The sequence below is a fragment of the Pseudomonas taeanensis MS-3 genome (assembly GCF_000498575.2).
GTDB classification, from domain to species: Bacteria; Pseudomonadota; Gammaproteobacteria; order Pseudomonadales; family Pseudomonadaceae; genus Aquipseudomonas; species Aquipseudomonas taeanensis.
Genome location: NZ_AWSQ01000006.1, coordinates 88,188 through 112,661 on the forward strand (window position 1 = coordinate 88,188; position 24,474 = coordinate 112,661).

Genomic DNA, 24,474 nt, shown 5'->3' on the forward strand with positions numbered 1-24,474 from the left:
CAGGTACGACAGGAGCTTTCGCATGACCGCAACCGAACTGGTCGAAGCCTACTACGCCGCGTTCAATGCCGGCGATATGCCCGCCTTCCTCGAACTGCTCAGCGATGACGTGGTGCACGACATCAACCAGGGCGAGCGTCAGGTGGGCAAGGCCACCTTCGCCGCCTTCATGGACAAGATGAACCGCTGCTACCGCGAACGCCTCAGCGATATCCAGGTCATGCAGAACGCCGACGGCAGCCGCGCCGCCGCCGAGTTCGTGGTGCACGGCGAATACCTGGCAGACGACGAAGGCCTGCCGCCGGCCCAGGGCCAGACCTATGTGCTGCCGGCCGGCGCCTTCTTCGAGATTCGTGAGGGCAAGGTCGCGCGAATCAGCAACTACTACAACCTCAACGACTGGATCGCCCAGGTCGGCTGAACCGGGCCTCAACACAACCCGGAGAGCGGCTGCCCCCGCCCGCTCTCGCGCCTTGGCCTCAGTCATCGCGGCCAAGGCCGCTGCCACCCAGTTAGCGCAGCCTAGGCCAGCAAGACGCCAGCCATCAGCCTTCATTTCCGCGCAAATGCGCCGCCCCACTGGCGCGCTTAAGCCTGCGTTAAGACTCGCAGGCGACACTCACACCCAAGCTCACAAACGAGGTTCCGCCAATGGACCTGCCTTGGGTGTTGCATGACCACGCCGTGGCGCAGATTGGCCACGAGCAGCCACTCAGCCTGTATCTTGCGCAAGCGGACAACCCGCGCCGCGCGTGCTACCAGGCCTTTATCCAGCAACGCTTCGCCGCGCACCATGGCGCCCGCGTACGGCACTTCATGCCCTGCCTGCTGGGTCTGGAGGACGCCAGCGGCCAGTTGCTCGGCGTGGTCGGTTTGCGCAGCGCCGGCCATGCTCCGCTGTTTCTCGAACGCTACCTTAGCCAGTCGATTGAAACGCTGATCGCCGCCCAACATCCACGCCACACGCCACGCCGTGGGCAAATCGTCGAAGTCGGTAACCTGGCGGCCGGCAACCCCGGCACGGCGCGCTTGCTGATTGTCGCCCTGACCGACCTGCTGGTGGCCTTGGGCTTTCGCTGGGTGACCTTCACCGGCCCCCCCGGCCTGCTCAACAGCTTTCGCCGCCTGGGCCTGACGCCCTTGCCCCTGGCCCCGGCCACCCCGCAGAGCATGGGCGACGAGCTGGCCGACTGGGGCCGCTATTACGACCAGCTGCCACAGGTGATGGCCGGCGACATCTATGCCGGACACCAGCGCCTGCTGCATGTCGGCGCCTACCCGCGACTCGGCCACCGCCCCTTGTACAGCCAGGAGGGCCTGCCCGATGTGGCCTGCCGCTGAAGCCCTGTTCCACCACCTGAGTCAGCAGGGCGAGCGGATCGCCCTGAGCGACGGCAACCGCCAGCTGAGCTACAGGCAACTGCTGGATGAACTGCAGCAACGCAGCGAGCTACTGCAACGGAGCGGCGCCCAGCGCATCGTCCTGGCCCTGGATAACGGCATCGACTGGGTACTCTGGGACCTGGCCGTGCTCAAGGCCGGCCTGGTCTGCGTACCGTTGCCAGGGTTCTTTTCCCCGGCGCAACAACGCCATGTGCTAGACAGCGCCAGCGTCGACTGCCTGATCACGCATAACGCCACCGGCTATGACCAGCAGGGCTTCGTCGAGTCAACCGACGGCCTGCTGCAACGCCCGCTCGATCAGCTCGTGGCCCTGCCCGCCGGCACCTGCAAGATCACCTACACCTCGGGCACCACCGGGCAGCCGAAAGGCGTGTGCCTGGACGCGCAGACTCAACTACGGGTCGCCGAAAGCCTGTATCGGGCCAGCGCCTCCTGCCGAATAGAACACCATCTGTGTGTGTTGCCGCTGGCCACCCTGCTGGAGAACATCGCCGGGGTCTACGCCCCGCTGCTGGCTGGCGCGCGCATCGAGTTGCGAGCCATGGCGCAGATCGGCCTGCAGGGCGCCAGCCAGTTCGACCTGCCGCGGTTTCTCGACACGCTGAACAGCGTTCAGCCGCACAGCCTGATTCTCCTTCCACAACTGCTACTGGCGCTGGTCGGTGCCGCCGAACAGGGCCTGCTGCTGCCGACCTCGCTGCGTTTCATTGCCGTCGGCGGCGGCCGCGTAGCGCCGCAGTTGCTGCAGCGGGCCGAGGCCATGGGGCTGCCGGTGTACGAAGGCTACGGCCTGTCCGAATGCGCCTCGGTAGTGTGCCTGAACACTCCGCAACAACGGCGTATCGGCACGGTCGGCCTCCCGCTCGAGCACCTCGAGGTGCGCCTGGGCGCCGATCAGGAGGTGCAAGTCAGAGGCCCGCGCATGCTCGGCTACCTGGGTGAACCCGCGCGCGAGGATGAGTGGCTGGGTACTGGCGACCTGGGGCATTTCGTCGACGGTTTTCTGGTTTTGCACGGGCGCAAGAAACACCAGTTCATCACCGCCTTCGGCCGTAACGTCAACCCGGAATGGGTCGAGGCCGAACTGGTCCAGCAATTGCCCATCGCCCAAGCCTGGCTGCACGGCGAGGCGCTGCCGGCCAACGTCGCGGTGCTGGTGCCGCGCCATGCCGGCATCAGCGACCAACAACTGGCCGAGGCTGTCGCCCGGGTCAACCAGACGCTGCCGGACTACGCCCAGGTGCACCACTGGCTGCGCGCCGAGCAGCCGTTCAGCGCCGCCAACCAACTCGCCACCGCCAACGGCCGACTGCGTCGCGCGGCCCTCTGCCAACGCTACCAAACCGCCATCGACGCGCTGATGGTCGACGAGTCCAGCTACGGAGACGCCTGATGAACTTCTATGAGTCCCTGCTCGAACAGACCCGCAGCGAGCGCGAATACCTGATTAGCGCGCCGATCATTCAGCAGGCCATGGCCGGCACGGTCAGCCTCGACAGCTATGTGGCCTTTCTCCGCGAGGCCTACCACCACGTCAAACACACGGTGCCGCTGCTGATGGCCTGTGGCGCGCGCCTGCCGGAGCGCCTGGAGTGGCTCCGCGAGGCGATCGCCGAGTACATCGAGGAGGAATACGGTCACCAGGAGTGGGTACTCAACGACATCCGTGCCTGCGGCGGCAACCCCGATGTGGTGCGTGGCAGCCTGCCCAAACTGGCCACCGAGCTGATGGTCAGCTACGTCTATGACCGCATTGCCCGGCATAACCCGGTGAGCTTCTTCGGCATGGTCACCGTGCTGGAAGGCACCAGCATCGCTCTGGCCACCCAGGTCGCTGGGATCATCCAGGACAAGTTGCAACTGCCCGCCACAGCCTTCAGCTACCTGAGTTCTCACGGCAGCCTCGATCTGGAGCACATCGAATTGCTCAAGCGGCTGATGGATCGCCTGGACAACGCCGACGACCAGGCCGCCGTGGTGCACTCCGCCAAGGTGGTCTACCGCCTGTATGGCGATATGTTCCGCAGCCTGCCGCTGGCTAGTGCGGAGTGCTTGCCATGAAACTGGCAGACTGCCGGGCACTGCTCACCGGCGCCAGCGGCGGCATCGGCCAAGCGCTGGTCGAGCAACTGGTCGCTGGCGGCGCGCACCTGCTGCTGGTAGGCCGCCAGCCGGGCGCGCTGGACAGTCTGGCGCTGCGCTTCCCCGAACAGATCGAGGTGTTCCAGGCCGACCTCTGCGAGCGTAGCGGACGCACCGCAGTGGTCGCCGCCGCGCAACGCTTCGGCGGCCTGAATACCCTGATCAATGCCGCCGGCGTCAATCGCTTCAGCCTGCTCGAGCAGCACGACGAAGAGGACATCGCCGATCTGATCGGGCTCAACGTCACCGCCACCCTGCAACTGACCCACCGCCTGCTGCCGTTGCTGCGCCAACAAGAGCGGGCGTTGGTGGTCAACTTCGGTTCGACCTTTGGCTCTATCGGCTACCCGGGGTTTGCCGCGTACTGCGCCAGCAAGTTCGCCCTGCGCGGTTTCTCAGAAGCCCTGCGCCGCGAGCTGGCCGACAGCCAAATCAAAGTCCTGTACTTCGCCCCGCGCGCCACTCGCACGGCGATGAACGCGGCCAATGTGGTGGCAATGAATGACGAGCTCAAGGTGAGCATGGACGACCCGCACAGCGTCGCCACGCAGCTGCTCGCGGCAATTCGCCGGGAACGCGAGGAGGCCTATCTGGGCTGGCCGGAAAAACTCTTCGTGCGCCTCAACACTTTGCTGCCGCGCGTGGTCGATCAGGCGTTGCGCAAGCAATTGCCGGTGATCCAGCGCTTCGCCCGCGACAAACACCCCTAGGAGATCGCTCATGAAACCTGTCCGCGGCGCCCTGTGCGCCCTGCTCTGCCTCGCCAGCCTGCCGGCCTTCGCCCTCAGCGAACAGAGCCAGCAACAGTTGCAGCAGCTGCAAAACCGCTGGGCACACATCAACTACCAGCTGCCGGCCAAGCAGCGCGAGGCCGCGTTCGCCAGCCTCAGCACTGATGCGCAACAGCTGCTCGACACTGAGCCCAAGGCCGCCGAACTGCTGATCTGGCGCGGCATCATCCTCAGCACCTATGCCGGCGCCAAGGGCGGACTCGGCGCCCTTGACCTGGTCAAGCAGGCCAAGACCAGCCTGGAGCAGGCCCTGCAACTGGACGCCAAGGCCCTCGACGGCTCGGCCTACACCAGCCTCGGCAGCCTCTACTACCAGGTGCCCGGCTGGCCGATCGGTTTCGGCGACGACGGCAAGGCCGAAGCGCTGCTCAAGCAAGCCCTGGCCCTCAACCCCAACGGTATCGACCCGAACTACTTCTATGGCGACTTCCTGCTGCGCGAGAAGCGCTATGCCGAGGCCAAGGCGGCCCTGGAGAAAGCCCAGCAGGCCCCCGATCGTCCAGGCCGGGCGCTGGCCGACCAGGGCCGCCGCCTGGAGATCAAGGCGCTGTTGGAAAAGCTCGACGGCAAGCTGCCTCGGGTGAGCAGCACCGAGCGATGAAGACCATACGAAACTGAGGGTCTTAGCCAATTGTCGCAAGTATTAAGCGGCCGATGCCGCTCAGGGACCAGCGCTGGTCTCAACCTGCCTATCAGGCGATTCTCGTTCGGGCGCCGCTGTTGCGCCCTGCATCCGATCAAACCCGGGCTAGCAGGCACTGCCACTAGCCCAGCCGCTCCACTCAGGTGGTGAACTGATTGACCAGCTCATTCAGCCGCGTGGAGGCACGAGCCAATTCAATACTGGTTTGGTTAACCTGGGCGACATTGGTCGCCGCTTCAAGGGCCAGTTCATTTGCCTCAGCAGCCTGCTTGCCAATATCTTCCGAAACCGTTCGCTGCTCCTCGGTGGCAGTGGCGATTTTCATGTTCATGCCGTTCATACTCTCGATGGACACACCAATTTCGGTTAACGCCTGGCCAGCTTGGCCCGCCTGCTCAACGCACTGCTGCACTTCCTGCAAAGTACGGTTGATCGCAGCGACCGTTTGATTGGTTTCCGCTTGCAGCCCCTCGATGGTTGAGGCGATCTCCTGAGTCGACTCTGCCGTACGTTGCGCCAGTGTACGAACCTCATCCGCCACCACTGCGAAGCCCCGGCCCTGCTCGCCCGCACGGGCTGCCTCAATAGCCGCATTCAAAGCCAGTAAGTTAGTCTGCTCGGCAACCCCGCCAATAACCTCCAGGACCTTACCAATTGCCTCACTTTGCAGTTTGACACTGGCAACGGCCTGAGACGCCTTTGACATCTCACCAGACAAATTGTGGATAGTGGCAATAGTGCTATCCACGACCTGCCGCCCATTGGTTGATTGCGTATCCGCTACATTGGCGGCATCCGAGGCATCGGTAGCGCTTCGGGCAATTTCAGCCACGGTAAAGGTCATTTCTTGCGCCGCAGTGGCAATCTGAGTTAAGCGATCACCTGACGCATTGGTTTGCTCTGAAGCTGTATTGGCAATATCACCGAGCAAGGTTGACGTTTGATTGAGCTGTTGTGACGTCTGCTTAATCTGCTGGACTAACTCTGCAATACTGCGGGTCATCCTGAAATAGGAATGGGCAACCAAGGCGATTTCATCCTGGCCGGTAATCACATTGGTGCGGGTCAGGTCTTTTGTCGTTTCGATGTCCTCAATATCTTGTTGCAAACGCAACAAACGACCGGCCAAAACCTTATTGCTAACCTGAAACAGCCCCAGCGAAATTATAAAAGCAACAATGGCCGTTATAACCATTTCAGAGATCGCACTATCGTAAACATTCGCACTCTGCTGATGGCGCCCGGCAGCCCCCTCGACATTGGCCGTCAGAATATCGGTCATACCAGTGATCAGCTCTTTATAAACCGGGTAGTAAGCGTTTCGTGATAACTGGTCGGCCTCCTGATCCTGATTATTTTTACTGAGCTCGATAACTTTTCTGTTGATTTTTTTTAAAGAAGCCCAGTCCTCCAACAATGCATCGAAAAGCTCGGCCTCACGCCCTGGATCGAGAGTTTCTCGAAACAACGCGACATAATGGTCCATCTCCGCAATGTTTTCGCTATTCCCCTCTTCAGCTTCTCGCATGGCAGCATCATCGGGAGAAATAATATGCTGTTTCTGCCAGAGATAGACTTCGGTTGAAGCATGTCGCGCCGACGTTAGATTGATAATGCCTGCCACGTAATTTTCATACATCGCATCGCTGCCACTCTTGACCACACGCAGGTTAAGAAAACCCAAAGCGCTCAGCCCGGCAATCAACACCAAGTACACCAGGGTAAATATCAGCAACTGCTTTTTAATTGACAGGCTGGTCAAGAAATTCGTCATACCACAGTCCTATTTTTAGATTTAAGTTCCACTCTAGACGAAATGTTTCTAGCTCGCATCCCCAACTTCCGCACAAGACACTAGCCAAAGGTCGTACTTATTAGGGTTAAAGCCAAATGTTAAAGACAACACTTCTTATTTATCATGAATAGATATAATGAAGTGCTTACCCTCTCAAGTAGCCAATCGACGCTTTACGCACATGCCTAACTTGAGTCCATCCCCCAGACTCATACCCGCCACCTAATTGCAGCCCTGCGAGCCCCGCCCCTGATGACTCAGCAGAACATTTAACTTGGCTGAACCAGATCATGCCCCCGCTGGACTAATCGCCTCCCTAAGGTCTTGAATAAGTAAAAACAGGGAATCTCACTATGCGCATTCTGCTGGTCGAAGATGACAAGGCCCTCGGTGAAGGCATCCGCACGGCCCTCAAGCCTGAGGGCTATACCGTCGACTGGGTGCAGGATGGCTGCAGCGCGCTGCACGCCCTCAGCCACGAGAGCTTCGAGCTGGCGGTACTCGATCTTGGCCTGCCACGCATGGACGGTCTGCAGGTGCTCAAGCGCCTGCGCGCCGCCGCCAACCCGGTGCCGGTATTGGTGCTGACCGCCCGCGACTCCACCACCGACCGTATCACCGGCCTGGATGCCGGCGCCGATGATTACCTGATAAAACCCTTCGATGTGGCCGAGCTCAAGGCCCGCCTGCGAGCCTTGCTACGGCGCAGCTTCAACCGTCCACAACCAGTGCTGGAATACCGGGGCATCAGCCTCGACCTGGTCGGCCAGGCGGTGAGTTTCCAGGGGCAGATCGTCAACCTGCAGCGCAAGGAGTTTCTCTTGCTGCATGAGTTGCTCGCCCAGCCGGGCCGGGTAATGACCCGTGACAAGCTGCAACAAGCGCTCTACGGCTGGGACGAAGAAGTGGAAAGCAATGCCCTGGAAGTGCACGTGCATCACCTGCGCAAGAAGTTCTTCCCGGAATTGATCCGCACAGTACGCGGCGTCGGTTATCTGGTGGATAAAGCCTGATGCGCTCGATCCGTGCGCGCACCCTGCTGCTGGTACTCGGTTTGCTGACCCTGTCGCTGGGCCTGATCGCCTACAAGAGCTACCGCGATGCCCAGCACGAGATCGAGGAGTTGTTCGACGCCCAACTGGCGCAAACGGCGCGCCTGCTGGCCGGCGTTGTCGCTCGTGACATGCCACCTGCGGCTCGCCAGAGGTTGCAAAAGGCCCTCGACCAAGCGGTGCAGGCGCAACACAAAAGCGCTGACAACACGCTGTTCAGCGGTCACCCCTACGAAAGCAAGCTGGCCTTCCAGGTACTCGATGAGCAGGGTCAGGTTCTCCTGCAATCGGCCAGCGCCCCGAGCGGCGTGCTCGAGCAGATGGTCAACGACCTGATGCAGGCGGATAACGGCAGCCCGGTGCTGCTGCCGGGCGAACCTCTGGCCAACATTGCCGGGCACCTGGTCGGCTACCATCGGGTGACCCTGGATCAGTACCACTGGCGGCTATTCATTCTGCGCGACGTACTGGATGGCCACTGGATCCTGGTCGGTGAGCGGGAGGATGTACGCGGTGAACTGGTGACGAAAATCACCCTGCGCAGCCTGTTACCCGACCTGTTTGGTCTGCCCCTGCTCGCCCTGCTGATATGGCTGGCGATCGGTTGGGGCCTGCAGCCTCTGCAGCGCATGGCGATGCTGATCAGGGCGCGCAGCCCTGACAACCTGGCGCCGCTGTTGCTGGCGCCGCTGCCGAGCGAACTGGAACCGATCAGCGCGTCGCTCAATCGCCTGCTGCTGCAAGTCAATCAGTTGCTCGACCAGGAGAAGCGCTTTATCGCCGATGCCGCCCATGAATTGCGCACCCCGCTGGCGGTGCTGCGCATCCATGCACAGAATGCTCTGGACGCCGCCGAACCGGGTGACCGCGACGAGGCGCTACGCCAGCTGGGGATCGGTGTCGAACGCGCGACTCGGGTGATTGCCCAGCTACTGACATTGGCCCGCCTGGACCCCAGCGTGGTGCAACTGGCCATGGCCGAGCTGGACCTGCTCGGGTTTATCCGCAACGAACTGGCCGAGCTCACCCCACTGGCCCTCGAGCGTGATCAGGAGCTGACCTTCGAAGCCGTTGAGCCGGCCGACTACCAGCTGCTCGGCGATGCTCCCAGCCTGGGCACCCTGCTGCAAAATCTGATCGGCAACGCCGTGCAATACACCCCAGCAGGCGGGCAGATTCAGGTGATAGTAGAAGCCCAGGCCGATGCCCTGCTGCTGCGCGTGCAGGACAGTGGCCCCGGCGTCGCGGCCAGTCAGCGCGAGAAACTCTTCGAACGTTTCTATCGCCAGGGCGAAGGCCAGGGCGCCGGTTTGGGTCTGTCGATCGTGCGCCGGGTGGTCGAACTGCACCGCGGCAGCATCCACCTGGCTGAGTCACCGCTGGGCGGGCTGGAGGTTTGCGTAAGCCTGCCCCGCCGCCTGGAAAACAGCATGCGCGACATGCTGCAGCATTGATCAACCAGCCTGGCTGGACATCGGCCAGTTGCTGGATTGGGTTGCGGGGACGATCGAACAGTATTGGTCAGATAGGGAGTGGGGACAGACAAAGCACGCAACAGATAATGTCCCGAACTCTAGCCCGGCGGCGTCATGCAGTGGCCTGTAAGCCCTGACTTGGTCTGGTCACCGAAGTCGGCCGTCAGGTGCACGAGATGTATGGTCTCAGCGAGATCGAGTCCGGCGCCTCGGTTGCCTTCACTCTGGCCAAAAACAGTATGCACACGATTAAGGCAGCGCCATTTCTACTCGGTTACGTCCAGCGGACTTGCCCTCGTAGAGCGCATGATCGGCCCGCGCAATGGCGTTGCTGAGCACCTCTTCAGCACGATATAGCGTGATGCCGATGGACAGAGTCACGCTGACTTTATTGCCATCATTGTCAATTACCAACGCCTGGATCGCCTTGCGTATGCGTTCTGCGCTTGCAGCAGCCTGATCAAGATCGGTTTCCGGCAACACCGCAAGAAACTCTTCACCGCCCCAGCGGCCAATAAAATCCTGTTCGCGCATTGAGCTTTTGAGTGAATGGCTCACAGCATTGAGCACCCGGTCACCAATATCGTGACCGTACTGATCATTGATCTGCTTGAAGTGATCTATATCCATCAACATTAGGGTGAGGTTGCTGGGGTGTCGATGGTGCCGCGCCATCTCCTTCTCGATCAGCGCAATCATGTGCCGGCGATTGAACAGGCCGGTCAACGAGTCTGTCGTTGCCATTCGCGCCAGACTCTTGTGCGCGCGGGTTACCGTGATCACATAGAACAGCGCAAGATAGCTGAACATGCTGAATACCACGGTCAGGTTGAAAATATGCACACCCAACAGGGCAGTGGATGAAATGGGTTGCAGAGGCTCGATGTACCACATGAGTACATCCAGCCCCACATAGTAGACCCACAGGCAAGCGGCGAGTATCCAGGCGCTGCGGGCGCGCATGGTCACGAACAGGGCCGGAATGAACATTAGCAAAAAATAGTGGAAGCCACTTTCCCAGCCAACCAGCACCGTTCCCAGCCCTGCGTGCACCAGCACTTCAGTGCGGATCAGCAGGATCGCAAGCCGATTGCGCCGCTGCTTGAACGCGCGATAGGCGTAGACATACATGGCCACGCTGATCACGTTAATCCAGGCCAGAATGGGTGAGCCCAGAATGAGAAAAATAAAGAAAAAGGCGACATCCACGCTACCCGCCAACTGGCAGCAGCGCATGGAAAGCTGCCAAAACTGAGGACGAGCGTCGCTCTTGTGAAGATTTTCTGAGTGCATCCCTGGCATCGAACCTTTTACCTCAAATTCCGGTTATGAGTTCCGGTTTTTATTTAGGTTTACTGCCCGATAACCGGCAGCTGAGGGAACATGAAGTGTAGTTTGATTCGCCTCGGTTTTTCTAGGCAGTGCCGAGCGTCAGTGATGGGCCGATTCTGTTGAAAAAGTCGGCCTTGGTTGCCACGACGTAAAAGTTGGCACCTGAGATTGAAACCGTAAAAATCGGCAGCGGTTTGGGCGGGCTCAGATTTTACGTAGCGACGCACAGAAAAGGGGTTTTCATCGGTCACTATTGGGACAGTTCGGGAAAAGCGACCTTTCAACAGAGTCGGCCGCTAGTGGCTGGTCGTGACGGGGCGCAGTCGGCCCAGGCTGGGTGAAAACGTTTTAGAGCAGGTTTGACAATCAGAACCGGAACGAGAACCGCGATCCTACGAAAATTTAAGGCCTGCTGATTAACCCAGTGCTGGGAGATTTTACCTAACAACGCAGACCTCAAACCGGTGCATGCGTTTTCACACAGCCTGGATCCGACGCAGCCGGTCAGAAATGGTAAGAACCGGCCAAGAGCTTTCGCTCAAAACGGGCTGAAACTACTGGATAAACCCACTAGCTGGATTTAACGCTGACCTGCGACCAACAACTCCTAACTATTTTTCAACTTGTTTTTGGATAGGCCACTGATCATTTAAAGTGGTCTAGATGTGCTTTGGTAAACTCATGTAGGTAGTGCATGAGCTCGGCAGAAGCACCTACGGCTACGTCTTTGTCCTGATTGACCAAGGCTTGCATCTGTTTGATGTAGAGCTGAGTGCAGTAGGCTTGATCTTCGCTCGTCGCGTAATAACACCAAAAGCGACGGGAAAGGCCCTGAGTCGTTTTGATAGTAGAGAGAATGAATTCGTTCTTTGAAGAGCGCGCCAAAATGTGGTGCATGCGCCGTAACAATGCCATGAAACCTTTACGGTCATCGCTCGCCAGGCCTTGAAGCAGCTGGATCACCTCTAGGATGGGCGGCTTGTCCTCCTCAACAAGACGCTCGACTGCTTTCTCGATACACAGCCGCTCGATCAGCACCCGTGGCTCCAGCAACTTCAACATGGTGAGCGGATTGAGCTCAGGGATCACCACACCAGCGCGCGACAGACGCACGAGATTCTCGTTTGCAAGCTTCATCAGCGCTTCGCGAACGGGAGTGCGACCCAGTCCTAGATACTCGCTAATCTCGGTTTCAGTCATGACCGAACCCGGGGCAATCTGGCAATCGACTATCGCCGCCTCAAGTTCGTCATGGGCAATTTCAGCTTTGCTTCGTTTATCTACGTTGTTCTGCATGCGTTGACCAAGTCCCAGTTGAGCTCAAGTCCGAGACCGTGTGCCCCGTCCTCGAGCGTGATCATACCCTGCTCATCTAGGCGAAGTGGGTTGACCACCAGCTGCCGGCGAAGAATCGATGGACTGGTCGAATACTCCAGTGGCTCGACCCGTGGCTGTGCACAGAGAAACTGGGCGTTTACCGCAATGGTCAGGTCGGTATTGTAGGCGTGGGGCACGATTCGCTTGCCCTTGGGCGCGAGCAGATCACGCAGTTTCATGACCTCACTGACGCCGCCGAACATGGTGATATCCGGCTGGGCGATGTCGAACGCGTCAGCCGCTAAGTAGGGTTGAAACTCCTTGCAGGTGGTGAAGCCCAGATCGCCGACTCCCACCGGGATTGCCGTCGAGGACCGCAGCCGACGATGGTCCTGCAGGTTGTCTGCATCGAAGGGGGCTTCGATCCACTTGAAGTCCAGCGCCTGCAGGGTGTCGAGGAAAGGCTCGAGCTGCTCGAAACGGGTGAATTCCATGGCCACATCCAGCATCAACTCGATCTCGGCGCCGACAAATTCGCGCAGGCTGTGAAGATTCCCGATGGCCTTCTCCACGTCCTTCCACCAGGGTTCTACGCATATTTTGATGCGCTTGAAACCCTGCTCCAAACAGGCGCTGACTTGCTGCTGAAACAGCTCCTGCTCTGCCTGCATCGGGTAGATGGTGGCGTACGCTGGTAGGTGTTTGTGCTTCATCCCCCCGAAATAGCTGTGTAAGGGCCGCTTTTCGGAGCGGGCAAACAGATCCCACAAGGCAATATCGAGAGCGCTGATGGCATGGATGGCCACACCGTAGCGGCCATGCCAGTTGGTACTCTGGTACATCTTGTTCCACAAGCGGACCGGGTCATCCAGCACTTCACCGACCAGCACACTGGCCAGCCCCGAAGACAGGTAATTGTAGGGTCGAGACTCAACCAGCGCCTTGATCACCTGCGGTGGAGAGTCCGTTTCGCCGATACCGTACAGACCGTTGTCCCCGCGAACCACGATCAGGGCATTCTGGTAGCTACCCTCAAAGCGGACGAATTCCGCTTGCGGGTCCTGCAGACAGATGACCTCGACGCTCTCGACCCTCACGCTCATCGCCCACCATCCAGGCTGAACTTTCGCCTCTGGTAGATGAAAGGCTCCAACACGTCCCAATCCAACTCAACGCCTAGCCCGGGCAAACCGGTAGGGTGAATGAAGCCCTGCTCGTCGGGGCGAAAGACCTGCTTGGCGCCAATTTCATATTTCTCGTAGGGCGCGGCCTGTTCGAAATATTCGCAGTTGTCATAGGCCAGCATCAGGTGCAGGTTGGCCGCCTGGGTCAGGGTGTAGCCCCAGGACTGCAACTCGGCCTTCAGACCCTGGGCGCGGGTCACGCCCATTACCTGGGTGGCGCCAGTGTAGCCACCGATGCTGGTGACATCGAAGCGGCTGCGGTCCCAGCAATGGCTCTGCAAACCGTGCTTGATCAACTGCAGGTTAGGCAGCGAGTTGCCGCCACTGATCACGTCCAGATCCAGGGCCGCGGCGAGCTTCTTATAGCCATCCAGATCCGAGTCGGGCAGAGGCTCCTCAAAGAACTCCCACTGGTAGCGGTCGAGCAGGCGCCCCATCTGCAGGGCTTCCTGGAAACCGTAGTTGGCGTCGATATCCAGGCTCCAGCCGATCTCCCGACCAGCGAATTCCTCGTGCAGTGCATGGACCAGGGCCGTGTCCTCGGCGAAGACGCAGCGTGGATGAATCTTGATGGCGTTGAAGCCCTGGCCCAGCATCCGATGGCAGTAGGTGATGTAGTCATCGACCGTGGCCATGACCGGGCTGGAGGCATAGGCCCGTATCTTGTGCTTGGCGGCGCCGAGCATCTGGTAGATGGGCAGGTTCAGCGCCTTGGCCTTGGCGTCGTGCAGGGCGATGTCGAACAGCGACATCGACAGGTGCTTGAGCGGCACGTACTTGCCGGTCATGGCCTTGGCTATCTGCGGTGCCTCGTACAACCCCCTGCCCAACAGGAATGGCGCCATCAGCGCCAGGCTGTGAAAGGCCGTCTGGTCAAATTCGTGCTCGGTATAGGTGGTCAGACCTGCGATACCCTGCAAGCCATCATCGAAGGTCAGGCGCGCCACGATCATTGCTTCGTACATGGGCCCTAGGTGAGAAGACCAGCTGATCTTCTCGCCGTCAGGGCCTATCGCGAAGATTTCGATGTTTTTCACAATAGGCTGAGTCATTTTAGGCGTGGTCTTCTTTGATGAACTTAATGGTAGTGATCATCATCAGCACCATGATGATCATCAGCGGCAACCCGATGATCACCGAGGTCGTCTGCATGGTCTTCAAGCCGCCGAGGAACAGCAGCGCCAAGGGCAGGACCGCGATGGCGAAGCACCAGAATAAGCGGTTGGAGCGTTGCGGCTCTTGTCCCTCACCCAGTGTTTTGGTAGTCGCACAGGCCATCACATAGGCGGCGGAGTCGAAGGTAGTAGCCAGCATGACGATCCCGGATACAGCAACCGCCAATAGCACCAGCCCACTCAGAGGCAGGGTCTTGAACATCTCGAGAATCGCCGGAGCGACGCCGTTGGCGTTCACCAGCTCGGACAGCGCCAGGGTTTCGGTCATTTGCAAATTGATGCCATAGCCGCCCAACACAATGTAGAACAGCGCACAGCCCAGGGTGCCGTAGGACAGCATGCCGACAATCACCTCACGGATGGTACGACCGCGGGAAATGCGGGTAACGAACATGCCCATGAACGGCGCATAGGCCACCCACCAGGCCCAGTAGAACACCGTCCATGCTTGCGGAAAGCCGCTCTGGTCGACGCTGTCGATCCAGGTGCTCATATGGATGTAGTTCTCAACCATATAACCGACTGAGTCCATACCCAGGCCCAGGATGAACTTGGTCGGGCCGACGAGCAGGACATAGACCACGATCGCTAGCGTCACCACGGTAGCGAAAGTGCTCAGGCGCTTGATGCCCTTGGTCAATCCCAGGCCGCTACTGACGGTAAAGACCGCGGTGCAGGTGAGGATGATTGCCATATCCAGGTAAATGCTACTGCTGATCCCTATCACTTCTGCCAGGGCCCCGCCGATCATCGGTGTGCCCAGCCCCAGCGAGGTGGCGGACGCACCCAGCACGCCGAGAATGAACAAGTAATTGATGACTGTGCCAACTGGGCCATCGACCAGACCGCCCAGTGCACCGCGGCAAGCCTCGCTGATCTTGTAGATATGCTTCTGGCGCACGTAGTAGATATACGACATGGCAATGGTTGGGACGCAATAGATGGCCCAGGCAGTAGGCCCCCAATGGAAGATGCCGTAGGCCTGGCCCACGGTGTACATTTCCTTGCTCTTGGCCTCTATGCCGAACGGGGTCCAGGCGAAATGATAGCCCCACTCCGTACCCGCCCAGAGCATCAGGCCGGAGGCAATGCCGGCGAGAAACACCATGGTGCCCCAACCGAATTTGGTGAATTCCGGGGCAGCATCTTTGTCGGCGCTCAGCTTGATTTCGCCATAGCGGGAGCAAGCCAAAGCGACCATAAAGATCAGTGAAGTGAGACCTACGCCGAGATAGACGACGTCAAAGGTGTGAGTCACCCACTTGAACAGCGCGTCGATTACGGTTGCGCTGTCCTCCGGGAAAACCACAAGAGGAATCGCCGCAGCAAAGATGATCAGCAAGCTGACGACCTGCATTTGCCGGTTGGTTTCGATGGGCCTGGCGATACGTTCGACCACACCTTCCTCGATTGGAATATCCACTGCTTTTATATTCACTTGAGCACCTCTTGTTGTTGTAATTGCCACAGGTTGATTGAGCAACCAGCCAGTTAATTGGCTTGTTGCATCAGATAGGCCATATGTCCGCCTTCGATGACCTGGAAAGTCAGGTCTTCCTTGATCGCCAGCTCAGCCGCCAGGGCGGCCGCACGGCCATACTCAAAGCACTGCGCGGTGACCCGGCAGCTGGCCAGCGCCTCGTGTTCGCTGCTCAGGCAGCGACCCGCGACAATGATGTTTTTGCCGACCTTGGGCACCAGGGTGTGAAACGGCACTTCGTAATAGTCCTCGACCAGCCACTCGGTCTTCGGCTTGGCGCCGTAGTGCAGCTCGATCGGCCAGGAGGTCTTGACGATGGCGTCACTGAACTTGCGCTTGTTGACCACATCATCATTGGTCAGGCGCGCCACGCCATCGATGGAGCGGGTCTGGCGCACGCCCACTTCAGTGGCGTAGTCGATGAAGTAGCTGTCTTCGCAACCGGGCACATTGGCCTTCATGAAGTCGAAGAAAGCCTTGGCCTGGTAGATGGAAAACTGCTCCGCCTCGGTGTGGTCGACCGGGTCTGTAACGTCCAGAGCACGCTTGTCGAAACCGGTGATCTTGGTGGCATTGACCAGCAGCTCACCTGGGTTCACGGTGGGAAATAACCAGACCTTCTTGCGCAGCAATTCATCCTGGGCTTCCAGCATGCTTACCACCTTGGGTGGCGAGATGGTGTCCTGGCCCCAGTACGCCAAGTACTTCTGCAGGTTAACGTTGCCTACCTTGAACATCATGGTGGGGTTCTGGATGACTCCGTTATTCCCTTTTGTGGTCTTCAGCCCCATCTTGTAGACCACATCCGCATCGCCGCTGGCGTCGATGACCTTCTTGGCATAGACCGCGGTGAACCCAGAGCTGGTGTGCAACACCATGCCTTTGAGCTCCTCCTCCTCGGCGATCACATCGATCATCTGGGTGTGGTAGAGCACGGTGACCCTGGCCGCCCGCAACATGTCGGTCGCGACTTTCTTGTATTTGGCGCAGTCATGGGTGGCGACCCAGGTCTTGCCGTAGATCTGCGGCTCGGTCAGGCCGCCCTCGCGGTACAGCGCATCGCGAAAGCGTTCGGCGAAACCGAAGATGATCTGTTCGGGCGTTGCTTTATGTGGGTCCTGGACCGTCATGTACAGGCCGCAGATGGTGCCGGACAGGCCCGCCACGGCAGCTCCACCGCAGAACCCCAGGCGCTCTATGAGCAGCACGCTGAGCCCGCGCTCGCCAGCGGTGACAGCTGCGGCAATGCCCGCAGGGCCGCCGCCCACTACCACTACGTCAAAGTGACCAAAGCTGTGCAGGTCGGCCTTGAATCCCGCGGGCAGATTTCTCGTGTAGGTCATCTCAACGCTCACTTGTTAAGGAATATCTAGAATATATCTTTCATATATTCAATGAAACGCCCTTCCCCTAACCTTGTCAATGACCGTTGATCCACCTGACCTCTAGCGCAATCGAAGTGCCATGCGATTGCCCTACCGCTTTCCAGGCGCAGATCGCCGGTACTTCCTGGACTGCACCTCGACGGCAGGGTCCTTTCGCTTAATTGGACGCAGGCGTACGTGTAGGAGATATAAGGCGCCGAGGTTTCGACCAGTCTGGTTTACCTGGCAAGCTATCGGGGGCTGTCACACTCAACCCAGATAATCTGCAATCGGCACTGAGAACAGCGACATACGAAACACGGCTGACGCGACAACTACCTTGCAAAACGCTGTGCCAGCTCGGCTATGTGAATGTGCGCTTCCGTGGCCTGGCCAGGAACACGGCGCAACTGATGATGTTCGCGCTGTCAAACCCGTGTATGGCATGCCGGTATTTACTGACAAACGTAGGAGGGGTGCGCCTGGAATGCAGGGAATTGCCGCTGCGAAAGCTTGCGGCGACTAAACACCAAGATGTGAGCGGGTGACCTGATCGTTTCAGGCCAATTCGCCGCTTTCAAAATCGACGAAGAATGAGGTGTTTCATAAGTACATGGCTAGTTGAGCCCCTACCTGGAGGAGACAACTTTGCTGTTTTCACACAACCCGGGGCAGAAGTAGACCACTACAATTCGAAACCAGCAGTTACCGACCCAAGGTTTCCAGTGACAACTGGTAGAAACCGGCCAGCCCCTCCATTCGTAATCGGCCGCAGTCGACCCAGGCTGGGTGAAAACGTTTTAGAGCGAGTTTGACCGTCATGATCGCAATCAAAATCGCGTTCCCACGCAAAGTACAGGTCTGCTGAACAACCAAACGCTGACAGATTTTACCTAGCAACGCAGACCTCAAAACGACGCATGTGTTTTCACACAGCCAGCACCCACTGCAAACTTTGCTCGCTCTAGAGTAAGAACAAGGTTGGGCTATCAAACTCTGATTAGAGTCATGCCACTCGCCTACTTTGCAGCGTGCTCACCAAGGCTGCTAGAAAGGTCAAAACGGCTCCAAGAGCAAGCCCGATCTGAGGTGCTGCTTCGGCCGTGCTCAGGGTAAAGAGCAGGGTCATGATTACTGCACCAGCGGTCTGTCCGAGCAACCGGGCGGTGCCCTGCATGCCACCGGCAGCGCCACTCCGCTCAAGGGGTGCAGAAAGGAACATGTTGCGATTGTTAGCCACATTGAAGAGGCTGAAGCCAAGACCACACAGCATGGTGAACGGTACGAGCAGAAGGGGGATGCCTTTCAGTTGCCACAGTGCGGCGGCTCCTAACCCAGTCGCAAGAAACAAACCGCCTACGAAGCAAAGCCAGGCTGTCGACCATTGGTCTGCAAGGCGCCCGGCGAACGGCGCTGCAAGCGCAACGGTCAAGGGCCATGGAATCATGTAGAGGCCGGCCATTAGCGCTTCCTGCCCAAGGCTGTGTTGTAAGTAAAAAGGCAGCGCCACCATGCCCGCTGTCTGCCCAGCAAAACAAAACACCGATGCGAGCACTGAGAAGCTGAAGGAATTGGATCGGAGCAAGTCGAGCGGGATCAAAGGTGCTTTCTTTGGCATTTCCCGCTTCACCAGCACAGCCAGTTGTATGCCTGATGCAGCAAGTAGAGCTGCAGCTATTGCCGGCCTATCAATACAGAGTTCTATGGCAACAATTAGCGTTGCAAAAGCTCCGGCATTCAACATCACACTCAATAAATCAATTCGATTAGCCGTGCCCTGACTATCTGGCAGCGCACGCGTGGTGAGTAGTACGAATGCCCCTAGAGGAAGGTGAACAGCAAACAACCAAGGCCAGCTTGTTGTTGATAGGATCACCGCGCCGAGCGCAGGACCGGCAGCAGACGAAAGTGCCACAGCAAGGGCATTCCAGCCGATAGCAGCACCGAGTAGCTGAGAGGGTACAACGCTGCGAAGCAGCGCAATGCCGAGGGCCATGACAGCCGCGCCCCCAAGGCCTTGAATGAGACGAGCCGCAATAAGCCAAGGCAGGGACGGCGCCAATGAGCACAACAAGGTTGCCCCCGTGAACAGCATGACCCCCAGGGTGAATACCCTGCGGTAGCCCAAGCTTTCTCCGAGCGCTGCGCAGGGCAGCAGGGCCATCAACAGGGCTGCCTGGTAAGCGGTGATAATCCAGACGGACATCGCTGGTGCCACATGCAGCGAACCGGCGATTGTTGGTAGTGCGACGTTGGCGATGGCGGTGTTCAGCACTACCAGCACCATTGCTGCCAGCACGCAGGCAATAGCCAGCGCACGCCCTGGTTCAGGCATCATCGATGGTGCATTTTTATCATGCACAGAAGACGGTTTGTCCTTGCTGTTATCGCCTTGGCTGGGTGATGCCGGTTCACGGGTCAAGCATGCCAAGCCTGGCGGCAAAGGGCACTGCATGGTTTTAACCTCGGGGATGTTCACTGCTCAGACTCGATGGTCCAGATGCCATCCCGCCATACATACCTGGTCAACATGCGTGCTTCCTTATCCTCCTTCTTCAAATCTCGTTCCGTGAAGCGGAATAACAGTGCGGGCCCTGAAACGCAGCGCGTATCGTGTATGTCACCCGGCAGATACACCTGAGCCTGTCCGGGGCGGAGCACCGAGGAACCCCGTTTCACCAGTTTCACGCTTCCGTCCGCGTCCTCAATCCGGGCGTAGGTACCCATTTCGATTTCCCCTTGCTGAATCGCATAGATAACCCAGCCTCGGCCGTGATCATGGGGTGGCCTGTAGAGCCCTTCAGTCTCGGTGTGTGCCAACAGTACAAACCCATTGACTGGATCCCTGTGCAATTCCTTTTGCGCCAACTGTTCCAGATGCAGTGTCGCCAACCACTCCTCCGAGATCGGTGCCTGCAAGAGCGCCTCCAGTTGCTGCTTACAGTCTGCAACCAGTTCAGAACTGAGCGGCCCCCAAATTGATCTGATGGCTTCAACCGACTTTTCTAACGAGTTCATGATGATGTCCTTCCAGTTCGGCGCGGATGCACCGCTAGCCCAAACTGTATGCAACGCATAAACATGGCGGAAGACGCACCATTTGCACTTTATTCATGCGCCTGACGCTATGTCAGGCTCAGGCTGAGCTAACATCGAGTCATGCCAAACCCAGACTTCAACTTGCTCATCACTCTTGATGCGGTGCTCGCAGAAGGGAGTGTTGCCCGCGCAGCTAAACGCTTGCGGTTAAGCCCTTCGGCAATGAGCCGGGCACTTGCGCGGCTGCGCGAAACAACTGGTGATCCTCTTTTAGTCAGAGCCGGACGAGGCCTAGTCCCCACTCCAAGAGCCATCGAGTTGCGTGAACGGGTCAGTCAGCTCGTGCGCGATGGGCGGGAAATCTTGCGCCCCGTAGAAACCCTAAACCTTAAAAACCTGGTCAGGACTTTTACCCTAAGAACCAGCGAAGGCTTTGTGGAATGCTTTGGACCAGAGCTGATCGCGCGCATCGGGGAACAGGCCCCCGGAGTAAGGCTGTGCTTTTTGCAGAAACCAGACAAAGACAGCCAGTCACTTCGCGATGGGGTTGTTGATCTGGAAACCGGCGTTATAGAAGCGTCGACAGCTCCGGAACTAAGGGTGCAAGCGTTGTTCAGGGACAGTTATGTGGGTGTGGTGCGCTTAGGACATCCACTGAGCCAAGAGGAAATCACGCCATCGAGTTATGCCGCCGGCAAGCATATCTTCGTCTCGCGTGCGGGGCTTGATAAAGGCCCCATTGATGACGCGCTGCTGGCTCTTGGATTGGAGCGAAAGATCGCCACCATTGTCGGAGGTTTTTCGACCGCCTTGGGTTTGGCTCGAGGGTCCGACCTGATAGCCAGCGTGCCTGAGCGCCATACCGCAAACTTGCGGCAGGGGATGTTCAGCTTCCCACTTCCGGTCCGTACTGCGGAGTTCACCGTTTCACTCCTTTGGCATCCACGATTAAGTGCCGACCCAGCTCATCGGTGGCTGCGAAATCTGGTTATGGAAATCTGCGCAAAAACTCACTGAATGAGAAAAGCTCAATAGCTGCAGGTGACGCACTTAGAGCAGGCTCGCAGCTTGCTGTCGATGACCAAGTCGAATAGAGCAAGATCTCGGGTTTCCCTGCGATCTGGAGCCTTATCGCTCGATGGGAACGACACTTTCGACAAACCTCTGTACCGTTTCCAGGGCTTGCGCTGGGGGTAGTCCGTGCAGTAAGCAAACTGACACTCGATCACCCGCAGTGGGTGCCCGGTTCTGGCCCTTACTGTCGCCTTGGCCATCCAGGATGCGTCACAAAGTTCCAATTCGTTGGTTGCCAACATTATTCAGCAGGACACACGATCACGGCCTGCCCCAACGCTGAATGATCTGCTTGGTCAGGCCGCCTAACTCCGCCGCGACCAGGTCTGGCATGGGCATCTCTGCTACCGGTAGCAATGCGTTGTGCGGTCGGGTCAGCAGTGCGCCATGGCAACCCGCAGCTTGCGCCCCAGCCGTATCCCAAAGATGACAAGCGACCAGGAGTAAGTCCGCCATCTCGACATTCAACTCCCTGGCCACGAGTTGGTAGGTTTCCGGGGCTGGTTTGAATTTACCAACCGCCTCGACACTGAAGCTGCGTTCAAAGAACTCAGCTAACCCGGCACGCTCGAGTGCCGAAGGCGATGAGCCGCTGGCCGAGTTGCTCAGTGTCACCAGCCGAAAGCCCGCATCACGCAAGCTGTTGAGCGCCGGCAGTACATCCGGGTGCGCGGGCATAGTGCTCATCCGCTCCTGCAGTTCATCAATATCGCTAGCCTCGAGCGCGGTGTCATGGATAGACGCGAGCATGCGCAGAGTGCCCACGCCCAGTTCGCCAAATGGGCTGTAGCGCCCGCTCAGGGTCATGGTTTGCGAATAGAGAATCAGCTGCGCGAACCACTCGCGCAAAACGGCTCGATCACCAAATACACGCTCGAACAGCGGTTCGAGCGTGGTGATATCGAGCAGGGTTTCGTTCACGTCGAAGACGATGATCGGAGCGAATCTGTGCTCTGTCATGAAGAACCTCTTTTTCGTGATGCTGCACGCTCCTGCGCACACGCTGTTTTCGTTGGCGGAGCCCTAACGAACTAGGTATCGGCCTGGGCAAATACCCGCAAAAAGTCTTCCGGCTCAGGACGCATACGATAGTTCTCGGTGAGATCCGCATACATCAGCACGTCGCTGGCCTCACTGTGTCGCTGTCATAGCCTAGTGCCTCGCGGCCAGCTGGGATGCCGTTGCTGGCTTTAATAGCCAAGCGTTCCGCCATCCGCCCATCTCGGTCGGCTAGGCAAAACGCTGAGCAAGGTCCTGCGTGCTATTTCTCAAGCGACGCCAACAGGGGCCAGCTTGTCTTGAGTTTTCAGGTCGAAGTCCGAGGCGTCATGTCGTTCGCGCAGCTGCTCTGACGGCTCGCCCCATGTGCGGTTTACCTTGCGGCCTCGCTGAACGGCGGGACGCTCAAGGATCTCTTCGGCCCAGCGGCGCAGATTCTTGTAGCTTTCGACCTGCAGAAACTCGCCCGCGCCATAGGCCTGGCCCAGCACCAGGTTGCCGTACCAGGGCCAGGTGGCAATGTCGGCGATGGAGTATTCGTTTCCACCCAGATAGCGGTGCTCGGCCAACTCGCGGTCAAGCACGTCCATCTGGCGCTTCACCTCCATAGTGAAGCGGTTGATCGGGTATTCGAATTTTTCCGGCGCGTAGTCGTAGAAATGACCGAACCCACCGCCCAGATAGGGGGCCGAGCCCTGCAGCCAGAACAGCCAGTTGATGACCTCAGTGCGCGCCGCGGCCTCCTTGGGCAGGTAGTGTCCGAACTTCTCCGCCAGATAGAGCAGAATCGCGCCGCTTTCAAACACACGGCTGCCAGTTGCGCTATCGAATAGTGCAGGGATTTTCGAGTTTGGATTGACGTCGACAAAGCCCGACGAGAACTGCTGCCCTTCGCCAATCTGGATCAGGTGGGCGTCATATTCGGCCCCGGCTTCGCCCAGCGCCAAGAGCTCCTCAAGCATGATGGTGATCTTCTGGCCATTGGGCGTGCCCAGCGAATAAAGCTGTAGAGGATGCTCCCCACGCGGCAGAGTGGCCTCGTGTGTGGGCCCGGCAATGGGGCGGTTAGTCTTGGCCCATTCCCCGCCATTTTCGGCGTCCCAGGTCCAGACTCTGGGTGGTTCGTAATTGTTCGTGTCAGACATGATCCTGATCTCTCTTTCATGATTGGGGCAGGCCCGAGACTGGAGCGCTGTTGTGTTTGGCACAACCATTTGGCCTGGGTGTGGTCGCTCGTCCTTACCCTCCGCTGTCGCGCAACATTTTGCGGGCTTGCTCAATCCGGCATCTCGGCCAATTGCTGCAAGATACGCGTGTAGTTCTCGACCCCTTGCGCACCGGTTACAAGGTGACGACGGTTGAAGATCATCGCCGGCACACCGCTAATGCCCTGGTTAATCCAGGTGTTTTCGGCAGTACGCACCTCTGCGGCAAAACGCTGATCCTCAAGAACAGCCAAGGCTGCGGCCCGGTCCAGCCCGACTTCTGCAGCCACATCCGCCAGCACACTGTCATCAGACAGGTTCCGCCGGTTGGTGAAGTGAGCCGTAAAGAGGGCCTGCTTCAAGTCGTGCATGCGCCCTTGCTGATCGGCCCAATGCAGAAGCTGATGCAGGTTGAAGGTGTTGTGCATGCGCATGTCGTCGGCAAAGCGGAATTCGAACCCAACGTCTGCGCCGACCTCGGTCATCCTGACCCGGCTGTCCTCCGATTGCTCCTTGCTAGTGCCGTATTTCTCGGCCACGTGGTCGCGCAGGTTCTGGCCTTCTGCCGGCATGTCGGGGTTCAGTTCGAACGGATGCCAATGAATTTCATGCGCCGTGCCGGTCGCCTCCAGTGCCTGTGCCAGCTGCCGGTAGCCGATGATGCACCAGGGGCATACCACATCAGACACGATGTCGATCCGCAGTTTGTTTGGGTGGGTGGTCATTGCGGCCTCCTTGGATTGAATGTGATGGGCCGCCCGGCAGCCGATATCTTGGTGCGTGTCACCCTGCGACAAGCGGTTTGCGCTCGTCGGTGACTCGCGCCAGAGCGCGTTTGTTATGCCGGTGCAGAACCATGATGAGCAAAACCAGCAGCATAGCGATGATCGTCACGACCGGCGGTTTCGACTGGAAGGGTTCATCTACCAGAGCTTGCTCCAGGTGTCTGGTCCGGTTCGACTTCAGCGTCTGGGTGACGCCCAGAACCACTGGTTCTGCTGAG

22 protein-coding genes and 2 pseudogenes are annotated in these 24,474 nt (G+C 58.7%); 10 read left to right on the forward strand and 14 right to left on the reverse strand.

Annotated features, from left to right (window positions below; all coding sequences use genetic code 11):
- Positions 1-22: 22 nt before the first annotated feature.
- The 6 genes from TMS3_RS18310 (at position 23) to TMS3_RS18335 (ending at position 4,938) form a co-directional block, all read left to right on the forward strand.
- Positions 23-421 carry a nuclear transport factor 2 family protein gene (locus TMS3_RS18310; protein WP_025166746.1) on the forward strand — a complete coding sequence of 133 codons (399 nt, stop codon included), beginning with the start codon at positions 23-25 and terminating at the stop codon, positions 419-421.
- A 230-nt stretch (positions 422-651) separates the two neighbouring features.
- A complete protein-coding gene (locus tag TMS3_RS18315) occupies positions 652-1,341 on the forward strand; it encodes a thermostable hemolysin (protein ID WP_025166747.1) in 690 nt (229 codons plus the stop codon).
- On the forward strand, positions 1,325-2,797 hold the full coding sequence (locus TMS3_RS18320) for an AMP-binding protein (RefSeq protein ID WP_025166748.1): 1,473 nt from the start codon (positions 1,325-1,327) through the stop codon (positions 2,795-2,797). Before TMS3_RS18315 ends, TMS3_RS18320 begins: the two co-directional genes overlap by 17 nt.
- Positions 2,797-3,465, forward strand: coding sequence for a TenA family transcriptional regulator (locus tag TMS3_RS18325; protein WP_025166749.1), 669 nt, complete (start codon positions 2,797-2,799; stop codon positions 3,463-3,465). The genes TMS3_RS18320 and TMS3_RS18325 overlap by 1 nt, the downstream gene beginning before the upstream one ends.
- On the forward strand, positions 3,462-4,256 hold the full coding sequence (locus TMS3_RS18330) for an SDR family oxidoreductase (RefSeq protein ID WP_025166750.1): 795 nt from the start codon (positions 3,462-3,464) through the stop codon (positions 4,254-4,256). The genes TMS3_RS18325 and TMS3_RS18330 overlap by 4 nt, the downstream gene beginning before the upstream one ends.
- A 10-nt stretch (positions 4,257-4,266) precedes the next feature.
- The gene (locus TMS3_RS18335) at positions 4,267-4,938 is read left to right on the forward strand and encodes a tetratricopeptide repeat protein (RefSeq protein WP_025166751.1); all 672 of its coding nucleotides are present in this window, start codon (positions 4,267-4,269) and stop codon (positions 4,936-4,938) included.
- Positions 4,939-5,119: 181 nt separating this feature from the next.
- Here TMS3_RS18335 and TMS3_RS18340 read toward each other — a convergent pair whose 3' ends face one another.
- A complete protein-coding gene (locus TMS3_RS18340) occupies positions 5,120-6,754 on the reverse strand; it encodes a methyl-accepting chemotaxis protein (protein ID WP_025166752.1) in 1,635 nt (544 codons plus the stop codon).
- Positions 6,755-7,128: 374 nt separating this feature from the next.
- Here TMS3_RS18340 and TMS3_RS18345 point away from each other — a divergent pair, with 374 nt between their 5' ends.
- Both TMS3_RS18345 and TMS3_RS18350 read left to right on the forward strand, forming a co-directional pair.
- Entirely contained in the window at positions 7,129-7,788 is a 660-nt protein-coding gene (locus TMS3_RS18345; protein ID WP_025166753.1) for a response regulator, read from the forward strand.
- Complete coding sequence (locus tag TMS3_RS18350) at positions 7,788-9,281, forward strand: sensor histidine kinase (protein ID WP_025166754.1); 1,494 nt, start codon at positions 7,788-7,790, stop codon at positions 9,279-9,281. Before TMS3_RS18345 ends, TMS3_RS18350 begins: the two co-directional genes overlap by 1 nt.
- 270 nt (positions 9,282-9,551) lie before the next feature.
- On the opposite strand, the gene TMS3_RS18355 is transcribed toward TMS3_RS18350, so the two are convergent.
- The 6 genes from TMS3_RS18355 to TMS3_RS18380 form a co-directional block, all read right to left on the reverse strand.
- A complete protein-coding gene (locus TMS3_RS18355) occupies positions 9,552-10,511 on the reverse strand; it encodes a GGDEF domain-containing protein (RefSeq protein WP_200929709.1) in 960 nt (319 codons plus the stop codon).
- A gap of 768 nt (positions 10,512-11,279) precedes the next feature.
- Positions 11,280-11,930 carry a GntR family transcriptional regulator gene (locus TMS3_RS18360; protein WP_025166756.1) on the reverse strand — a complete coding sequence of 217 codons (651 nt, stop codon included), beginning with the start codon at positions 11,928-11,930 and terminating at the stop codon, positions 11,280-11,282.
- Entirely contained in the window at positions 11,915-13,054 is a 1,140-nt protein-coding gene (locus TMS3_RS18365) for a mandelate racemase/muconate lactonizing enzyme family protein (RefSeq protein WP_025166757.1), read from the reverse strand. The genes TMS3_RS18360 and TMS3_RS18365 overlap by 16 nt, the downstream gene beginning before the upstream one ends.
- Positions 13,051-14,187, reverse strand: a complete 1,137-nt coding sequence (locus TMS3_RS18370; protein ID WP_025166758.1) for a mandelate racemase/muconate lactonizing enzyme family protein — start codon at positions 14,185-14,187, stop codon at positions 13,051-13,053. The genes TMS3_RS18365 and TMS3_RS18370 overlap by 4 nt, the downstream gene beginning before the upstream one ends.
- A 1-nt stretch (position 14,188) precedes the next feature.
- Entirely contained in the window at positions 14,189-15,748 is a 1,560-nt protein-coding gene (locus TMS3_RS18375) for a BCCT family transporter (protein ID WP_025166759.1), read from the reverse strand.
- Positions 15,749-15,801: 53 nt separating this feature from the next.
- Positions 15,802-17,133 (reverse strand): FAD-dependent oxidoreductase, encoded by a 1,332-nt coding sequence (locus tag TMS3_RS18380; protein ID WP_025166760.1) that lies wholly within the window; start codon positions 17,131-17,133, stop codon positions 15,802-15,804.
- Between the two features lie 377 nt (positions 17,134-17,510).
- Here TMS3_RS18380 and TMS3_RS25490 point away from each other — a divergent pair.
- Positions 17,511-17,639: pseudogene (locus TMS3_RS25490) on the forward strand (IS5/IS1182 family transposase); the annotation flags it as partial.
- A gap of 521 nt (positions 17,640-18,160) precedes the next feature.
- On the opposite strand, the gene TMS3_RS18385 reads toward TMS3_RS25490, so the two are convergent.
- Together TMS3_RS18385 and TMS3_RS18390 are read right to left on the reverse strand one after the other, a co-directional pair.
- A complete protein-coding gene (locus tag TMS3_RS18385) occupies positions 18,161-19,633 on the reverse strand; it encodes an MFS transporter (RefSeq protein WP_200929710.1) in 1,473 nt (490 codons plus the stop codon).
- Positions 19,630-20,172, reverse strand: coding sequence for a cupin domain-containing protein (locus TMS3_RS18390; protein WP_029866475.1), 543 nt, complete (start codon positions 20,170-20,172; stop codon positions 19,630-19,632). Before TMS3_RS18390 ends, TMS3_RS18385 begins: the two co-directional genes overlap by 4 nt.
- A gap of 141 nt (positions 20,173-20,313) precedes the next feature.
- Here TMS3_RS18390 and TMS3_RS18395 point away from each other — a divergent pair, with 141 nt between their 5' ends.
- Positions 20,314-21,210, forward strand: coding sequence for a LysR family transcriptional regulator (locus TMS3_RS18395; RefSeq protein ID WP_025166762.1), 897 nt, complete (start codon positions 20,314-20,316; stop codon positions 21,208-21,210).
- 38 nt (positions 21,211-21,248) lie between these two features.
- Here the strand turns inward: TMS3_RS18395 and TMS3_RS26065 are convergent.
- The 5 genes and pseudogenes from TMS3_RS26065 to TMS3_RS18415 form a co-directional block, all read right to left on the reverse strand.
- Positions 21,249-21,406: pseudogene (locus TMS3_RS26065) on the reverse strand (integrase); the annotation flags it as partial.
- Between the two features lie 122 nt (positions 21,407-21,528).
- Positions 21,529-22,227: a haloacid dehalogenase type II gene (locus TMS3_RS18400; protein WP_025166763.1), complete on the reverse strand. Its 699-nt coding sequence runs from the start codon at positions 22,225-22,227 to the stop codon at positions 21,529-21,531.
- A 308-nt stretch (positions 22,228-22,535) separates the two neighbouring features.
- Positions 22,536-23,411, reverse strand: a complete 876-nt coding sequence (gene yghU / locus TMS3_RS18405) for a glutathione-dependent disulfide-bond oxidoreductase (RefSeq protein WP_025166764.1) — start codon at positions 23,409-23,411, stop codon at positions 22,536-22,538.
- 131 nt (positions 23,412-23,542) lie between these two features.
- On the reverse strand, positions 23,543-24,196 hold the full coding sequence (locus tag TMS3_RS18410) for a DsbA family oxidoreductase (RefSeq protein ID WP_025166765.1): 654 nt from the start codon (positions 24,194-24,196) through the stop codon (positions 23,543-23,545).
- Positions 24,197-24,254: 58 nt separating this feature from the next.
- On the reverse strand, positions 24,255-24,461 hold the full coding sequence (locus tag TMS3_RS18415) for a hypothetical protein (RefSeq protein ID WP_025166766.1): 207 nt from the start codon (positions 24,459-24,461) through the stop codon (positions 24,255-24,257).
- Positions 24,462-24,474: the final 13 nt, after the last annotated feature.

Bases quoted from the DNA above. Each gene is read 5' to 3' on its own strand.
- TMS3_RS18310 (WP_025166746.1), top strand. From the start codon at position 23: ATGACCGCAACCGAACTGGTCGAAGCCTACTACGCCGCGTTCAATGCC.
- TMS3_RS18315 (WP_025166747.1), top strand. From the start codon at position 652: ATGGACCTGCCTTGGGTGTTGCATGACCACGCCGTGGCGCAGATTGGC.
- TMS3_RS18320 (WP_025166748.1), top strand. From the start codon at position 1,325: ATGTGGCCTGCCGCTGAAGCCCTGTTCCACCACCTGAGTCAGCAGGGC.
- TMS3_RS18325 (WP_025166749.1), top strand. From the start codon at position 2,797: ATGAACTTCTATGAGTCCCTGCTCGAACAGACCCGCAGCGAGCGCGAA.
- TMS3_RS18330 (WP_025166750.1), top strand. From the start codon at position 3,462: ATGAAACTGGCAGACTGCCGGGCACTGCTCACCGGCGCCAGCGGCGGC.
- TMS3_RS18335 (WP_025166751.1), top strand. From the start codon at position 4,267: ATGAAACCTGTCCGCGGCGCCCTGTGCGCCCTGCTCTGCCTCGCCAGC.
- TMS3_RS18340 (WP_025166752.1), bottom strand. From the start codon at position 6,754: ATGACGAATTTCTTGACCAGCCTGTCAATTAAAAAGCAGTTGCTGATA.
- TMS3_RS18345 (WP_025166753.1), top strand. From the start codon at position 7,129: ATGCGCATTCTGCTGGTCGAAGATGACAAGGCCCTCGGTGAAGGCATC.
- TMS3_RS18350 (WP_025166754.1), top strand. From the start codon at position 7,788: ATGCGCTCGATCCGTGCGCGCACCCTGCTGCTGGTACTCGGTTTGCTG.
- TMS3_RS18360 (WP_025166756.1), bottom strand. From the start codon at position 11,930: ATGCAGAACAACGTAGATAAACGAAGCAAAGCTGAAATTGCCCATGAC.
- TMS3_RS18365 (WP_025166757.1), bottom strand. From the start codon at position 13,054: ATGAGCGTGAGGGTCGAGAGCGTCGAGGTCATCTGTCTGCAGGACCCG.
- TMS3_RS18370 (WP_025166758.1), bottom strand. From the start codon at position 14,187: ATGACTCAGCCTATTGTGAAAAACATCGAAATCTTCGCGATAGGCCCT.
- TMS3_RS18380 (WP_025166760.1), bottom strand. From the start codon at position 17,133: ATGACCTACACGAGAAATCTGCCCGCGGGATTCAAGGCCGACCTGCAC.
- TMS3_RS18390 (WP_029866475.1), bottom strand. From the start codon at position 20,172: ATGAACTCGTTAGAAAAGTCGGTTGAAGCCATCAGATCAATTTGGGGG.
- TMS3_RS18395 (WP_025166762.1), top strand. From the start codon at position 20,314: ATGCCAAACCCAGACTTCAACTTGCTCATCACTCTTGATGCGGTGCTC.
- TMS3_RS18400 (WP_025166763.1), bottom strand. From the start codon at position 22,227: ATGACAGAGCACAGATTCGCTCCGATCATCGTCTTCGACGTGAACGAA.
- yghU (WP_025166764.1), bottom strand. From the start codon at position 23,411: ATGTCTGACACGAACAATTACGAACCACCCAGAGTCTGGACCTGGGAC.
- TMS3_RS18410 (WP_025166765.1), bottom strand. From the start codon at position 24,196: ATGACCACCCACCCAAACAAACTGCGGATCGACATCGTGTCTGATGTG.